The sequence below is a fragment of the Streptomyces sp. NPDC059740 genome (assembly GCF_042733155.1).
Classification (GTDB): domain Bacteria; phylum Actinomycetota; class Actinomycetes; order Streptomycetales; family Streptomycetaceae; genus Streptomyces.
Map to the genome: position 1 here is coordinate 72,595 of NZ_JBHWGP010000005.1, position 15,847 is coordinate 88,441.

Genomic DNA, 15,847 nt, shown 5'->3' on the forward strand with positions numbered 1-15,847 from the left:
GCCAGTGGCCGGGCCCTCCCCGGGCCCGGTCCGCCGGCACGTCGGGGAAGTGACGAGGAGGAACACAGTGGTCCACGAGGACCCGCAGGCCCCGCCCGAGCCCGTACTGGACGTGGCGGGTGTGAACAAGAGCTTCGCCGGCGTGCACGCACTGCGCGACGTCGACTTCCGGTTGCGTGCCGGCGAGGTCCATGCCCTCATCGGTGAGAACGGGGCCGGCAAGTCGACCCTCATCAAGGTCATGACCGGCGTCTACCGGCCCGACACCGGGCGGGTCCGGTTCGCCGGCGTCGACCGGGAGTTCCGCAACCCGCTGGAGGCGCAGGCGGCCGGTATCTCGACGATCTACCAGGAGGTCAACCTCGTCCCGCTGATGTCGGTGGCGCGCAACCTCTTCCTGGGACGCGAGCCGCGGCGCTTCGGTCTCGTCGACCAGCGCCGCATGAACCGGTGGGCCGCCGAGATCCAGGAGCGCTACGGCCTGCGCGTGGACGTCACGCGGCCGTTGCGGACCCTGGGGCTCGGGGCACAGCAGATGGTGGCCCTCGCCCGTGCGGTGCAGGTGGACGCCCGGGTGGTCGTGATGGACGAACCCACCTCCTCCCTGGAGCCCCGCGAGGTGGAGACGCTCTTCTCCGTCATCCGCGGCCTGCGCGACCAGGGCATCGCGGTGGTGTACGTCAGCCACCGTCTCGACGAGCTGTACGCGGTCTGCGACCGGGTCACCGTCATGCGCGACGGGCGGGTGGTGCACACCGGCGCCATGGCCGAGTTGGAACGGCTGCGCCTGATCTCGCTGATGCTGGGCCGGGAGATGTCCACCGTGCGCGCCGAGGGGACCACGGCCTTCGACAGTGACCGCCACGAGAGGCGTGAGGGCGCCCCGGCGTTGCGCGCCGAGGACCTGACGGTCCGGCACCGGGTGCACGGTGTCGGCGTGGAGGTGCGGCCGGGTGAGGTGGTCGGGCTCGGCGGGCTGCTGGGCGCCGGGCGCAGCGAGACCGCCAAGGCGATCGTGGGTGCGCTGCCCACCGAAGGTGGTGCGGTGGAGGTCGACGGCCGGCAGTTGCGGCGGCGTACCCCGGCCGGGGCCATCCGGGCCGGCGTCGTGATGCTGCCGGAGGACCGCAAGGCCGAGGGCATCATCCCCGGACTCTCGGTCCGCGAGAACATCACCCTGGCGGCACTGCCGCGCCTGTCCCGCGCCGGGATCGTCTCGCGCGCCCGGCAGGAGGAGGTGGTGCGGTACTTCATGGACCGGCTGCAGATCAAGGCCTCGGGCCCGGACCAGAAGGTCAGCGACCTCTCCGGCGGCAACCAGCAGAAGGTGATGCTGGCCCGGTGGCTGGCGCTCCACCCGAAGGTCCTGCTGCTGGACGAGCCGACCCGCGGCATCGACGTGGGGGCCAAGGCCGAGGTCCAGTCGCTGGTGGACGAACTCGCCGGTGACGGGCTCGGAGTGCTGTTGATCTCCTCGGACCTGGAGGAGCTGGTGGAGGGGTCCGACCGGGTCGTCGTCCTCAAGGACGGCCGGGTCGTGGGGCACCTGAGCGGCGAGGAGGTCACCGAGGAGCGGCTGCTCGACACCCTCGCCGCCGCTGCCGAACCCACCGCAGCGGCGCCCGCCGGGGCCCCCGCACCCGGTCCTCCCCGGACGGACACCCCCGCGTCCGAACCCGACGGGGCGGACACCCCCGCGGCCGGGGCCGGCCAGAAAACCGTCCCCCCGGGCGGGCCGACCGGAACGGCCGTTGCCTCCGCGCCTCCCACGGCGGGGGCGGCGAAAGCGCACAACAGGCCGGAGGAGGGCCGCTGATGACTTCCACCACCTTGCCGGGTGGCGCCCTGGACCGTGCCCGGGTGCTGCGGCTGCTCCAGACCTACGGCGTCTACGCCGCGCTGCTCGTGCTCGTGGTGGTGGCGGTGGCGCTGGACTCCCAGTTCCTCTCGCCGGCCAACGTGCGCATCCAGCTCTTCCAGGTGGCGCCGACGCTGCTGGTGGCCCTGGGCATGTCCCTGGTCATCGGCACCGAGGGCATCGACCTGTCGGTGGGAGCGGTGATCGCGCTGGCCGCGGCCGCGGTGCCGCTGTACATCGGGTGGGGGCTGCCGGTCGCCCTGCTGGTGGCCCTGGTGGTCGGTGTGGTCTCGGGCCTCGTCGGCGGAGCCATGGTCGCCTTCACCCGTGTGCAGCCGATCGTGGCGACGCTCTCACTCATGATCGGACTGCGCGGTGTGGCCGAACTGGTCAACGGCAACTCCGCCAAACCCGTCGTCGAGCCCGGCCTGCTCGCTCTGGGCTCCGACAACCTGGCCGGCGTGCCCGTGATGGCGTGGCTGGCCCTGGCCGCGGCGCTGCTGACCGGCTTCCTGGTCCACCGCACCACCTTCGGGCGGCAGTTGGTGGCGGTCGGTGACAACCGTGCCGCCAGCCGTCTGGCCGGGCTGCCGGTGCGCCGGGTGCTGCTGACCGTCTACGTCCTCTCCGGGGTGCTGGCCGCCCTGGCGGGCGTGATGATCGTCGGTCACGGGGCGGCAGCCGACCCCGCGCACCAGGGGCTCAACATGGAGCTCAACGCGATCACCGCGGTGGTCGTGGGCGGCACGCCCCTCAGCGGCGGCCGGGTGCGGGTCCTGGGCACGGTGGCCGGTGCCCTGTTCATGCAGCTCATCACCGCCGTGCTCACCCAGCACGACGTCCCCGCCTCGTACACGCAGCTCGTCGAGGCCGTCATCATCTGTCTCGCCGTCTACGCCTCCCAGGAGCGTGGTACCCGATGAGTTCCGTCACCGCCGTCGCGCCCGACGCGCCCGGCGCGGACCAGGACCTCCGCGTCCCCCTGCGGGAACGGCTGGCCTCACAGGTCCAGCGACGTGGGGCGCTCGTGGTGCTGGTCCTCGTCGTGGTGGTCGCCTCCCTCACCTCCTCGACGTTCGCCACCTCCTCCAACGTGGGCAGCATCCTCGGCAACAACGCGTTCGTCTGGCTGCTGGCCCTCGGCATGACCTTCGTGATCATCACCGGGGGCATCGACCTGTCCGTGGGCTCGATGTACGCCCTGGGCGGCGTGCTCGCGGCGGAGGGCTCCCGGGCCGGTACGTGGGCGGCCTTGCTGCTGCCGCTCGCTGTCGGGGCGGCCTGGGGCACGGTGCAGGGGCTGCTGGTGGCACGGGCGCGGATGGCGCCGTTCATCGTGACGCTCGCCGGTCTGCTCGGTGCCCGCGGCCTCCTCCAGGCGCTCACCGACGAGGGCTCGACGACGTTCCTGGTGCCCAAGGACTCCTTCTTCCGCCGCTTCGGTGACGGGACGTGGGTGCCGGTCCTCATCGTGGTGGTGCTGTTCGCGGCCGGCGCCCTGCTGCTGACCCGCACCCGTTTCGGTGCGACGCTCACCGCGATGGGCGGTAACGAGAACGCCGCGCTGCTGATGGGCCTGCCGGTGGCGCGGGCCAAGACGCTGGTCTACGTCCTCTCCGGCACCCTCTCGGCGGGGGCCGGGGCGCTGGCCGCCTCGCGGCTGGGGTCGGGGGTGACGACGATCGGCGTCGGCTACGAACTGACGGCCATCGCCGCGGTGGTGATCGGCGGAACGCTGCTGACCGGTGGCAGCGGTTCCGTCGCCGGCACGGTCAGCGGGGTGCTGCTGCTCGCCGTCATCCACAACCTGATCGACCACTACTTCTCGCAGTACGGGTCCGCCTTCACCGACACGGTCAACGGCGCGTTCCTGGCGGTGGTGGTGCTGTTGCAGACGCTGCTGAGCCGCACCCAGCAACTCCCCTGACGGCGGCGGCCGTCCGCGGGGCGCCGCCGACCGCTAACGGGGCGACCGCGGCGGCGGCCCCGCGCCGGGCCGCAGCCGCCTCCCGCCGAGCGGGTCAGGTGACCGCCCGCGGTGCGCCTCCGGACGGTCCGCCGGTGCGCCTCCGGACGGTCTGCCGGTGCGCCTCCGGCCGAAGACCTCCCAGTGTCGGCCATTGTCACAGCGGATCCCCTGCCGGCCGGAGGACGGCGCTAGCGTGACGGGCGTCATCGCGTCATCAACGCACTGATCACAGGGGGATCCGACATGAAGTCGTGTGTGGGCGATGTCTTACCCAGAGCGTTCACCGTTCTCGTGGCGGCGCTGGCCGTCGTCCTCGGCCTGACCGTGCAGACCGGCACGGCCCGTGCCGAAGAGGGTTCCGCGTCGGGCCTGACCGGTCTGACGTTCACCTCGGTCAACAGTGGCCGGAACCTGGACGTGCAGAACGGCAACACGGGCAACGGCGTCTTCCTGGTCACCAACGCCGCTCCCGGCTACCACCAGAAGTGGAGCGCCAACCCGCAGGCTGACGGGTCCTTCACCGTCTCCAACGACGACACCGGCAAGTGCGTGGAGACGGGCCTGCCGCTCAAGCAGCAGTCGTGCACCGGGGCGGCCGGCCAGCGCTGGTACTTCCAGCCCGTCACCGGAGCCGACGACACGTTCATGATCCGCAACGCCGGTGACAACAAGTGCGTCGACGTCGTCCTGGCCGCCCAGAACGACGATGCGTGGACCGACACCTACGACTGCAACGGAACCAGGGCGCAGCAGTGGGTCATCCCCGCGTCAGCCTCCGACGCCGCCTTCCGGGAGGCCGTGGACTACGCTTCCCTGCGCTGCCAGAAGGACGCCACGACGTGCGCGTGGACGAAGGGCTCCCAGGCCCCGGCCGAACCGCTTCCCACCCAGTGCGTCTCACCCGTCTGGTACAACGGCACCGGCGCACCGGTGCCGTGGACGTTCTCACTGACCACCAGCAGCGGCTGGTCGAGCGAGATCAGCGTCTCCTTCGAGTCGAAGATCACCGTGGGGGAGCCGAGCCCCGTCCAGACGAGCGTCGGCCTCACCACCACGGGGAAGGTCAGCTACAGCCTGAGTCAGGAGCTCGGGAACAGTCTGGAGATCACCGTGCCACCGCAGGAGTACGGCTGGGTGGCGCTCTCGGAGCTGGCGACGAAGGTGACCGGCGACTGGACCTTCGACGCAGGCGGCTACCCGTGGAAGGCCCATGACACCGTCACGGTGCCGCTGACCGGTGACGACCAGGGCCACGCCAGCGTCTACCTGGCGAAGACCGGCCCGCAGTTCACGACCTGCGGCGGCTGATCCGGCAGGGCGCGTCCCCGAAGTGGTGTCGTTCACCGCCGGGCGGGCGGGACTTCGACGACACGCCGAGGTCCCGGCACGCTCGTGCCGGGACCTGGCGCGCCGGTGCGCCCTCGCGGCTCCGGGTCTCCCAGGGTGCGGGGAACCGGAGGGCGGCGCCACGCCACGCGCTCCGCCAAGCCGTCGCACCAGCGGAAGTCCTCGTCCCGCACAGCAGAGCGGCGACGGGGTGGAGCCGGCAGGTCAGCCCCGGCCGCCGGCTTGCCCCGCCTGCGCGCGATACTCCGCGGCGGCCCGGCGGTAGCGGCGGTGTTCGGCCCCGTGGTCCGGGGCTCCCTGGTCCGACCGGCCGTCGACCGCGAAGAACCGTGCGAGGGCCTGGTTGGCCTGGACGGCCAACTCCCCGGTCCGGGCCCACATGGCCTTCTCGTAGCGGGTGACGGCTGCGTCGAGGGTGGGGCCCTCGGCGAGGGCGTGGGCCAGCTCTGCGGCGTCCAGCAGGGCCAGGTTGGCGCCGAACCCGCCGAACGGCGCCATCAGGTGGGCCGCGTCGCCGAGCAGCGTGACGCCCGGGGTGTGGGGCCAGGTCAGCGGGGCGGGCAGGGCGTGCAGGGGGCGGTTGACGTAGTCGCCGTCGTTGTCGGTGAGGAAGGCGCGCAGTTCGGGCGCCCAGTCGGCGAACTCGGCCAGCAGGAAGCAGCGGACGGCGGCGGTGTCGTGCAGGTCGACGCCGGCGCGGGCGTGCCAGTCGAGGTCGGTGCGCAGGGCCAGGTAGGCGCGGACGACACCGTCGGCGTTGCGCTGGCCGATGACGGCCCTGCCCTGTCCGTCGGTGGCAAAGGCGTGGCCGTCGCCGACGAGGCGGGCGATGCCGGGGTGCCGGCGGTCGACGTCCTCGTAGCGGGCGTCCAGGAAGGAGACGCCGCTGTAGTGCGGGGCGGCGTCGGAGACCAGGGGGCGGACGCGGGACCACGCACCGTCGGCGCCGATCACCAGGTCGGCCTCCTCGTACGTACCGTCGGTGAAGTCGAGGCGGTGCCTGCCGCCGGCCAGGGGCGTGGCCGCGGTGAGCCGGTGTCCCCACCGGACGGTGTCCGGGGCGAGGTGAGCGGCGAGCAGGGCGCGCAGCGCGCCGCGGTCGATCTCGGGGGCCGCGGTGTCCCCGTCCTCGGGGACGAAGGAGCTCAGGATGGTGCCGTGCTGGTCCAGCCGGGCCTTGGCCTGGCCCTCGGGCCGGGCGACGGCGTGGAACGCTTCGGCCAGTCCGGCGTCCTCCATCGCTATCTGACCGGAGTCGGCGTGGAGGTCCAGGGTGCCGCCGGCGTCACGGGCGTCCACGGCGGCGTCGGCCTCGTGGACGACCACCTCGATGCCGTGCCGCTGCAGTACACGGGCGCACATCAGACCGCCGGGGCCTGCACCGACGACGGCGATTCGGGGTTGGCTCATGGGTGCTCTCCAGGTGTTTGCGAGGGCTGCGGGCGCGCGGTCTCCGTGGAGCGTCATCACGGCTCCGCGCAGTCGCGCCCTCCCGCGCGGTCTCCGCGCTGCGGACGCAGCCCGGCAGATACTTAACGGGCGTTCGGTAAGGGAACCTAGCTGAACGGGCGGTCGGTAAGCAAGCTAGGGTGGGGGCGACGAGAAGGAGAAAGATGTCCACCAGCACCGGAGACGGACGGCGCAGCGGCGCCGAGACCCGCGCGCAGATCCTGCGCGTCGCCCTGCGCCTGTTCACCGAGAAGGGCTACGAGGCCACCTCGACCAGGGACATCTCCGAGGAGCTGGGGCTGACGAAGTCCTCGCTCTACTACCACTTCCGCAACAAGGAGGAGATCCTGGCGAGCCTGACGGCCCAGCGCCGGCAGGACGTGACGGAGCTGCTGGACTGGATCGCCGCGCAGCCCCGGACCGCCGACCTGCCGCTGCGGGCGGCGCTGCGGTGGGTGTCGGCGACGACGCCGGAGAATCTCCAGGCGATGCGGATGGCGCATGCCAACCAGCCGCTCATGCGGCGGCTCACCGCGAGCGGCCAGGACGTGCGCAGCGCTTTCGGCGAGGTGGTCGACGCACTGGCGGGCGAGGACGCGGACCCCCGGCGCCGCCTCCTGCTGCGCATGGCCTTCGACACCGCGGGCGCGGCGCTGCTCTCCGCCCAGGGGACGGACGCCGCACCGGAGGACGTCATCGAGGCGGCGCGAGCGGCCACTGTCGCCCTGGCCGGGGCGCTCACGGCACCGGAGGGGCAGGGGGACGGCGCGTAGCCTCCGGCGCCGCGAGCGCCGCGACGCAGGACGCGGCGGAGGGGCCCGCCCCTTCGCCGGGTGGACCTGCTGCCTCAGAGCAGCTGCCAGAGGTGGTCGTCGGTCCCGTTGTCCTCGTACTGCACCACCTGGGCGCTGTTCGCGGTGGACATCTGGTCCACTCCCAGCACCTTGCCGCTGTTGCGGTTGCGGATCCGGACCCAGCCACCGCCGTCGTCGACGAGCTGCCAGAGGTGGTCGGCCGTCCCGCTGTCGTCGAACTGCACCACCCGGGCGCTGTTCGCGGTGGACATCCCGTCCACCGCCAGCACCTTGCCGCTGTTGCGGTTGCGCAGGCGCAGCCATCCGCTGCCGTCGTCCACGAGCTGCCAGAGGTGGTCGTCGGTCCCGTTGTCCTCGTACTGGACGACCCGGGCGCTGTTCGCGGTGGACATCTGGTCCACTCCCAGCACCTTGCCGCTGTTGCGGTTGCGCAGGCGGAACCAGTCGGTGGTCCAGCCGGTGCCGCCGTCGGCGACGGTGGGGAAGGCGGTGATGCGCAGTCGCGCGGCTCCCATGGGGACGAGGGTGACCTCGCGGGTGTCGCCGGTACCGAGGGCGGGGGCGTCCTGCAGGGTGGTGACCACCCGTTCACCGTCGGCGGTCCAGCCGGTGACGCGGCGAGCGGGGGCGGTGATGCGGACCGGGGCGGTCTGCGGGGTGAAGGGGTTTGCGGGGAGCGTGCCGGTGGCGCCGGTGAAGCTCAGGGCGGCGGCCGGGTCGCCGGTGCCCAGGGCGAGGCCGACATTCCACTCGGAGGCGGCGTGGACCTCGGTGGTCGGGAAGGTGTCGCTGCCGCCGGCCCGTACATGGTCCTCGTCGATGCGCAGGCTGTAGGTGAGGGGGCCGTGGTCCACGCTGACGCTGTGGTGGTTGGCGTCCCAGGTGCGCACGGCGGTCTGCTGGGGCAGGTGCAGGGTGACGGTGTCGCCGTCGCGCCAGGTGCGCCTGAGGACCGCGAACGAGGGGCCGGCAGCGGCGTGTTGCTGTGCACCGTTGACCTCCAGCCGCGGGGCCCCGCACCAGCCGGGGATGCGGAGGTAGAGCGGGAAGGTGAGGTCGCGGGGCGCACTGAGCCTGAGGGTGACCGTGTCGGTGAAGGGGTAGTCGGTGGTCTCCGTGAAGGTCACGCTGGTGCCGTCGGCGACCTTGGCGGTGACGGCGGACGCCGCGTACATCGCCGCGCAGAGTCCGGCGTCGGGGGTGGCCAGCCAGAGTTCCTCGGTGAAGTAGGGCCAGCCCATGCCGTAGTTGTGCGGGCAGCAGCGGTACTGGTCGACGCCCGCCATGTACGCCTGCATGGCGAAGGTGTTCTGGAACTGGCCCTGGGTCTTGGCGGTGTCGGAGAGGTCGACGCTGTTGGCGCTGGTGATGTAGTGCACCCCCCTTCCCTGCGGGTCGAGGGCGGCGGGCAGGGAGTTGAAGGCCAGGTCCTCGCAGCGGTCGGCCCACACCGGGTCGCCGGTGATGCGGGTGAGCAGTTCGTGGCTGGCCATGAACTCCACGATGCCGCAGGTCTCGAAGCCCTGCCGGGGGTCGCCGTGGCCGGCACGGTAGTTCTCGTCGCCCGCGAAGCCCCCACCGGGGAACTGGCCGTAGCTGCCCAGGACGGAGGTGTAGTCGTGGTAGGTGGCTGCCGTCAGCTTCGGGTCGGGGGCGCGCAGGGCGTACTGGGCGGGCTCGCGGAAGCCCTGGGCGATGTTGACGTTGTGCGGGGTGGGGAGGTTCTCGACCCAGTCGGCTCCGTTGCGGTGGAGCGTGTCGGCAAGTTCGAGCAGGTAGCTGTCGCCGGTGCGGTTGAACAGCCAGTACACCGTGTCGAGGGCGTCGGCGGTGCGGTAGGAGATCCAGCTGGAGGCGAAGACCGAGCCGGGCTGGGCGTGCATGTAGCGCAGGAACCCCGTCAGCGCGCTGAGGACCCGGGCGTCCCCGGTGAACTCGTGCCGGCTGCGCAGGGCTTGGAGCAGCGGCAGGTAGGGCCAGAAGTCGGGGCCGCCGTTCAGTGAGGTCCGCAGCGAGGTCGGGCCGAGGAAACCGTCGGACTGGACGGTGGCGAGGATACCGGTCAGCCAGCGCTCGGTGGTGTCCAGTGCGGTGGTGTCGCCGGTGACGTAGGCGAGGTCGCCGTAGCCCCGCAGCCAGTAGGGCACTTCCTCCCAGCCCGTACGGCTCGGGGTGATCCACCCGGTGGTGTCGCGGTCGAGGAAGTGCGAGACCTCCTGGTACCGCCCGCACAGTCCGTCGAGTTGCAGCCTGAGCTGTTCGGCAAGCCACCCCTTGGCCCTCACGCTGCCCGGCGGCAGCCGGAGGAAGGCGGTGGGGGCCAGCGGCTGGGCGTTCGGCGTGTAGAGGCCGCCGGCGGCGGGGGCCACGGCCGCTTGCGCGGCAGGGGCGAGCCCGGCCAGGGAGCCCAGGGCGGCGCCGGTGGCGACGGCACCGTGTACGAAACTGCGGCGGGTGAGAGGCACGGGACACTCCGGGGGTCACGTTGCGGGTACGGGACGTGCGGTGGGTGTCTTCCTCGGCCGGAGCGGGCGGGCGCCCCTCCGGCCGGGCGTGGGCCGGTGTTGGTCGGGGACCGGGGACCGGGAGTCAGGGTCGGGCGGGCGTTCCCGGGCCCCTTGCCGGCATGCGGGTGGGGGGGTGGGAGGCGGGGACCGCAGGCCGGTGGGCGCTGTCCGCCGACTCCATGACAACGTTGTAATACGTCATTCACGCACCGCCCGACCCGGCCGTCAAGGAGCCGGACAGGCCCGGCCGTTGCTCCCGGGTGCACCTGCCGCCGTGGCGCACCGGACGGGTCGTCCAGGCACCCGGCCCGCCGGCACCGAGCGGTCCTCAGGCCTCCGGCGCGCCGCACCCGTCAGCCCGCCCGTCAGCCCATCCGCTCGCCTGTCCGTCCGTCCCTCCGCAGAGTGCCCGGCGGGGCTGGAGGCGTGCAGCTGCCTGCCGGGGCCGCATCCCCGGCAGGCCCGCGCGCGGGGTGGCGCCGCTGCCCGTCGGCAGCGGCACGAGCCGGGCCCGCCCGTCAGCCGGCGGCCGGCTCCCCCGCCGCGGCGGCACCCGCGCGGCCCACGGTGCTCTCCCGCACGAGCAGTTCGAAGGCGGGCTGCAGCTGCCGTGCCCGGTACTCCACCCCGGCGAGCCGGTGCACGACGGACTCCACCGCCATCCTGGCGATGGCCTGCTTGTCGGGCGCCACCGTGGTGAGGGTGACCGCCCCGTAGCGTCCCTCGGCGAGGTCGTCGAAGCCGACCACCGCGATGTCCTCGGGTACCCGCAGCCCCCGCTCGGACAGCACGCGCATGGCGCCGATGGCGATCAGGTCGTTGTAGGCGAAGACCGCGTCGGGCTTCTTCCCGGCGTCCAGCAGGGCGGCCATCGCCCCCGCACCGTCGGGGCGGTCCCACCCGTCGGTGACGGCGATCAGGCCCTCGTCGGCGACCACCCCGGAGACCGCGAGTTCGGTTCGCCAGCCCAGGACCCGCAGGTGGGCGGGCTGGTGCAGCCGGTCCCGGCGCGCCCCCAGGAACGCTACGCGGCGCCTGCCGAGATCCAGGAGGTGGCGCACGGCCGTGCGGGCGCCGGCGACGTTGTCGATGGCGATGTGGTCGTAGGGCAGGTCGTAGCGGCGCTCGCCGATCAGCACCAGGGGCGCGGAGTCGGTGCGGGAGCGCAGGTCCTCCTCCTCCAGCTCGATGGGGCTGAGGATGAGGCCGTCGATGACCCGGGCGCTGAAGCCCTGACTGACGAGGATCTCGCGCTCCCGCAGCCCACCCGTGTGGTCCAGCAGCACCGTGAGGTCGTGTTGGGCGGCGGCGTCGATCACGGCGGCGGCCAGTTCGGCGAAGTAGGGGTTGCCCAGCTCCGGCAGGGCGAGGGCGATGATGCCGGTCCGCCCCTTGCGCAGGTGGCGGGCGGTGAGGTTGGGCCGGTACCCGAGTTGGTCGATGGCCTGCTGGACACGGGCTCTCGTGGCGGGCGTGACATGCGGGTAGTCGTTGACGACGTTGGAGACGGTCTTGACCGAGACGCCCGCTTGACGCGCGACGTCCTTGAGGCTGACTCTCACCCGGCATCCTCCCGTGCCGGCCCGGACGGGTGCCGGAGGCGGCTGTGGTCGCGGGGTCGCCGTCGGCCATGCGCCGGCCGGTACGCCGGACCTGAACGACCCTTGTTTTTCAACGTTATACAAGACGAGAGGGGGGTGAGCGCACCTCTCGGCGACACCTGATTCTCCGCTCAGCCGTTGACGGGACGCAGTCCGACCGCGGACGGGCGCCCTCCCCTGCTCCCGGACACCCTTCCCGGGGGCGCACCGGACCGGAGCCGGGAGGCGTCCGGCTCTTGACGGCCCGTGGAACCGGGCAAAGAATGTCCAGGCTCTGACAACGTTGTCCGGGAGGCGGTGAGTGAGGCTGCGGCAGGGCGCGGAACGCACGTCCCGCAAAGGGGAGTTCAGGGCGGGCCCCCGGCGCACTCGACACCCTCACCCCACCTTCGACCGCCACCTGAGACCGTCATGGACAACCCACGTGAAAGGCCGATGCCGCACATGTCATGGACCCGACATATACGTCCGTCGGGGCTGGGCGCGACCCTCGTCGCGACGCTCCTGGGTGGCGCCTTGCTCGCCCCCACCGCACAGGCCGTCCAGGCCGACGCGCCGGCGACCCCTCTCACTGATCTGGTGAACCCTTTCATCGGCTCGCAGAACGAGGGCAACACCTACCCCGGCGCCGCCGTGCCGTTCGGCATGGTGCAACTCTCCCCCGACACCGGGCACACCACCGGCTACGACTACGGGCAGGACCACATCCGCGGCTTCAGCTCGGTGCACATCTCCGGCGTGGGCTGCGGTCTCGGCGGTGACCTTCCGGTCCTGCCGACCACCGGCGACGTCACCGAGACCGACGACGCGAAGTACGCCGCCGCCTTCGGCCACGAGGGCGAAGTGGCCCACCCCGGCTACTACCGGGTCCATCTCGACTCCTACGGCGGCATCGACGCCGAGCTGAGCGCGACCAAGCGCACCGGGGTGCAGCGGTACACCTTCCCCGCCACCGACAAGGCCAACGTCCTCCTCAACGCCGGCCAGTCGCTGCACAAGACGGTCTCCACCAAGGTGGAGGTACTGGACTCCCACACGGTGCGCACGGCCATCACCGGCCGCGGCTTCTGCCAGGACACCGAGCCCTACACCGTGTACACCGTCACCCACTTCGACCGCCCCTTCGCCTCCTTCGGCACCTGGTCGGACGGGAAGGTCACCGCCGGGTCGAAGAGCTCGTCGGCAGGTGAGGGCGGCAACGGCGCCTACGTCCGCTTCGACACCCGGCACGACCGCTCCGTCGAGGCCACCACCGCGATCTCCTACGTGGACGCGCACGGCGCCGCGCTCAACCTGGCGGCCGAGGGCCACCGCCGGTTCGACAGCGTCCGCCGGTCCGCCGACGCGACGTGGGAGAAGCGGCTCGGCCAGGTCCGCGCCCAGGGTGGCGCCACCACGCTGCGCCGCACCTTCTACTCCTCCCTCTACCGCTCCTTCCTCGCCCCCAACATCGGGCAGGACGTGGACGGCCGGTACACCGGCTGGGACCAGAAGGTGCACCGCGCCCGCGGCTTCACCTACTACCAGAACTGGTCGCTGTGGGACACCTACCGCACCCAGACCCAGCTGCTGGCCCTGCTCGCACCGCAGGAGGCCCGGGACATGGCGCTCTCGGTGCTCCAGATCGACAAGGAGGGCGGCTGGCTGCCCAAGTGGGGCTACGGGACGGTCGAGACCAACATCATGACCGGTGACCCGGTCACACCGTTCCTCACCAACGCCTACCAGCAGGGCCTGCTCAAGGGGCACGAGGAGGAGGCCTACCGCGCGCTGCGCAAGAACGCCGACGGGGTGCCGCCCGCCGACTCCCCCTACGACGGCCGGGAGGGCAACGCCCGCTACCTCAAGGACGGCTTCGTGCCGTACGTCGAGGGCCGGCCGCACCAGAAGCCGGGCGACTCCGACTACGACCACGGGGCCTCGGCGACACTGGAGTACGCCCTCTCCGACGGCATGCTCTCCCAGATGGCCCGCGACCTCGGCCACACCGCCGACGCCGAGCGCTACGCGAAGCGGGCCCGCAACTACCGGACCGTCTTCGACACCTCGACGAAGTTCTTCCGCGCCCGCGACGAGGCCGGCGACTTCACCGGTTCCGCGGACCCCGCGCAGGGCGAGGGCTTCCACGAGGGCACCGCGTGGCAGTACCAGTGGATGGTCCCCCAGGACCTGCCCGGCATGATCGACCTCATCGGCGGCAAGGACGCGGCCACCCAGCGGCTGGACTCCTTCTTCGCCTACGACAAGCTGGTCCAGGACCCGGCGAAGACCGCACGTGAGGTCTGGGTCAACGGTCCCTACGACTACTACAACGCCGACAAGTACAACCCGCAGAACGAGCCCGACCTCATCGCCCCGTACACCTACCTCTCGACCGGCCAGCCCTGGAAGACCACCGACGTCGTCCACGCGGCCCTGACCCTGTTCACCGACACGCCCACCGGCATGACCGGCAACGACGACCTGGGCACCATGTCGGCCTGGATGGTGCTCTCGGCGATCGGGGTCTACCCGGTGCAGCCCGGCACCGACACCTGGGGGCTGAGCACCCCGGTCTTCGACCGCGTCGACCTCACCCTGGACCGCCGCTGGTTCCCCTCCGGCCGCTTCACCGTCACCGCGGCGGGCACCTCGGACACCCGGCGGTACACCGCCGGGGTCCACCTGGACGGCGCCGACCGGAGCGCCACCTACCTGACGACCGAGGACCTGCGCGCCCACCGGCGGCTCGACTTCGACGTCACCGACTCCCCCAGCGACTGGGGAACCGGGTCGCAGTCCGGGCCGCCCCCCGTGGTGCGGTAACAACCGGCCTGCCCGGCCAGGACAACCGGTTGGCCCGCACGCCCCTCCACGGCGTGCGGGCCAACCCGCGCCGAGGCCGACCCCCCATCGCGGCCGTCCGGCCGAACTCCTCCTCCGGAACCCGGCGTCCCACCGCAACCGGTCGCCCGGGGAGATATCGCCTTCCTCGGAAGCAACCCTGTACGCACACCGGCTCCCGCTGTACCTTCCCGGACCGAAGGGCTCCCGACTCTTTTGGGAGCGCTCCCACACGGATCGGACAAGGAGACAGGCAGTGAAGCGATGCATCGCGGTACTGGTGGCGTGCACGGCGGCCTTATGTTTCGGGGGGCTGTCCTCGCCCCAGGCCGGCGCCGCCGCCCAGGGCTGCCGGACGGCCGCCGCCGGCACCGGTCCGGCGCAGGGTGCGGCCGGTGGCGGTTCCGCCTGCGCGGAGCCCGCCCCACGTCCGGCCGCCTCGGACACTCCCGTCGGGAACAACGGTCAACTCCATGTCTGCGGCGTGCACCTGTGCAACCAGTACGACCACCCGATCCAACTGCGCGGGATGAGCACGCACGGCATCCAGTGGTTCGGTCAGTGCTACAACTCCGCCTCACTCGACGCCCTGGCGGCCGACTGGAAGGCGGACCTGCTGCGCATCGCGATGTACGTGCAGGAGGACGGCTACGAGACCGATCCGGCCGGCTTCACCGACCGCGTCAACAGCTACGTCGACATGGCCGAGGCGCGGGGCATGTACGCGCTGATCGACTTCCACACCCTGACCCCGGGTGACCCCAACTTCAACCTGCAGAACGCCAAGACCTTCTTCGCGTCCGTCGCGGCCCGCAACGCCGCCAAGAAGAACGTGATCTACGAGATCGCCAACGAGCCCAACGGAGTCAGCTGGGGCGCCGTCAAGAGCTACGCCGAGCAGGTCATCCCGGTGATCCGGGCCGCCGACCCGGACGCCGTCGTCGTCGTCGGCACCCGCGGCTGGTCGTCGCTGGGCGTCTCGGACGGCTCCGACGAGAGCGAGATCGTCAACAACCCCGTCAACGCGGCCAACATCATGTACACGGTCCACTTCTACGCGGCCAGCCACAAGGACGCCTACCGGGCCGCGGTGAGCCGGGCCGCTTCCCGACTCCCCCTGTTCGCCACCGAGTTCGGCACCGTGAGCAGCTCCGGTGACGGCGCGGTCGACCGGGCGAGCACCACGGCCTGGCTGGACCTGCTGGACCAGCTCAAGATCAGCTACGCCAACTGGACCTACTCCGACGCACCCGAGGGCAGCGCCGCGTTCCGGCCCGGCACCTGTGACGGCAGCGACTACAGCAGCGCCGGCGTGCTGACCGACTCGGGGGCGCTGGTCAAGAGCCGGATCAGCACCCCCGACGACTTCCCCACCAGTTGAACCGCCGGCGGCCGGTGGGGCCCCGCGCCCTCCTGGGCGTGACCCGGATACCGCCCGGGTGACGTCGTCGGCCGGGCGCTGCACCGCGGTCCGGGCC

General features: G+C 72.1%; 10 protein-coding genes. 7 read left to right on the forward strand and 3 right to left on the reverse strand.

Annotation, left to right across the window (positions count from 1 at the left end; translation table 11 throughout):
* The first annotated feature begins 67 nt into the window (after positions 1-67).
* The 4 genes from ACFV3R_RS08650 to ACFV3R_RS08665 all read left to right on the forward strand — a co-directional run bounded on the left by ACFV3R_RS08650 (position 68) and on the right by ACFV3R_RS08665 (position 5,135).
* Positions 68-1,816, forward strand: a complete 1,749-nt coding sequence (locus ACFV3R_RS08650) for a sugar ABC transporter ATP-binding protein (RefSeq protein ID WP_385577721.1) — start codon at positions 68-70, stop codon at positions 1,814-1,816.
* On the forward strand, positions 1,816-2,781 hold the full coding sequence (locus ACFV3R_RS08655; protein WP_385577724.1) for an ABC transporter permease: 966 nt from the start codon (positions 1,816-1,818) through the stop codon (positions 2,779-2,781). Before ACFV3R_RS08650 ends, ACFV3R_RS08655 begins: the two co-directional genes overlap by 1 nt.
* Positions 2,778-3,785 carry an ABC transporter permease gene (locus ACFV3R_RS08660; RefSeq protein WP_385577727.1) on the forward strand — a complete coding sequence of 336 codons (1,008 nt, stop codon included), beginning with the start codon at positions 2,778-2,780 and terminating at the stop codon, positions 3,783-3,785. Before ACFV3R_RS08655 ends, ACFV3R_RS08660 begins: the two co-directional genes overlap by 4 nt.
* Positions 3,786-4,082: 297 nt before the next feature.
* Positions 4,083-5,135, forward strand: coding sequence for an RICIN domain-containing protein (locus ACFV3R_RS08665; protein WP_385577730.1), 1,053 nt, complete (start codon positions 4,083-4,085; stop codon positions 5,133-5,135).
* A gap of 243 nt (positions 5,136-5,378) precedes the next feature.
* On the opposite strand, the gene ACFV3R_RS08670 is transcribed toward ACFV3R_RS08665, so the two are convergent.
* Complete coding sequence (locus ACFV3R_RS08670) at positions 5,379-6,584, reverse strand: FAD-dependent oxidoreductase (RefSeq protein ID WP_385577732.1); 1,206 nt, start codon at positions 6,582-6,584, stop codon at positions 5,379-5,381.
* Between the two features lie 203 nt (positions 6,585-6,787).
* Between ACFV3R_RS08670 and ACFV3R_RS08675 the strand changes: the two genes are divergently transcribed.
* Positions 6,788-7,396, forward strand: coding sequence for a TetR/AcrR family transcriptional regulator (locus tag ACFV3R_RS08675; RefSeq protein ID WP_385577735.1), 609 nt, complete (start codon positions 6,788-6,790; stop codon positions 7,394-7,396).
* A gap of 74 nt (positions 7,397-7,470) precedes the next feature.
* Here the strand turns inward: ACFV3R_RS08675 and ACFV3R_RS08680 are convergent, their stop codons facing one another.
* Together ACFV3R_RS08680 and ACFV3R_RS08685 are read right to left on the reverse strand one after the other, a co-directional pair.
* A complete protein-coding gene (locus ACFV3R_RS08680; RefSeq protein WP_385577738.1) occupies positions 7,471-9,903 on the reverse strand; it encodes a beta-L-arabinofuranosidase domain-containing protein in 2,433 nt (810 codons plus the stop codon).
* A gap of 560 nt (positions 9,904-10,463) precedes the next feature.
* Positions 10,464-11,507, reverse strand: coding sequence for a LacI family DNA-binding transcriptional regulator (locus ACFV3R_RS08685; protein ID WP_385577741.1), 1,044 nt, complete (start codon positions 11,505-11,507; stop codon positions 10,464-10,466).
* 483 nt (positions 11,508-11,990) lie between these two features.
* On the opposite strand from ACFV3R_RS08685, the gene ACFV3R_RS08690 reads away from it, so the two are divergent.
* Together ACFV3R_RS08690 and ACFV3R_RS08695 are read left to right on the forward strand one after the other, a co-directional pair.
* Complete coding sequence (locus tag ACFV3R_RS08690) at positions 11,991-14,351, forward strand: GH92 family glycosyl hydrolase (RefSeq protein ID WP_385577744.1); 2,361 nt, start codon at positions 11,991-11,993, stop codon at positions 14,349-14,351.
* Between the two features lie 295 nt (positions 14,352-14,646).
* Entirely contained in the window at positions 14,647-15,750 is a 1,104-nt protein-coding gene (locus tag ACFV3R_RS08695; RefSeq protein WP_385578266.1) for a glycoside hydrolase family 5 protein, read from the forward strand.
* Positions 15,751-15,847 lie beyond the last annotated feature (97 nt).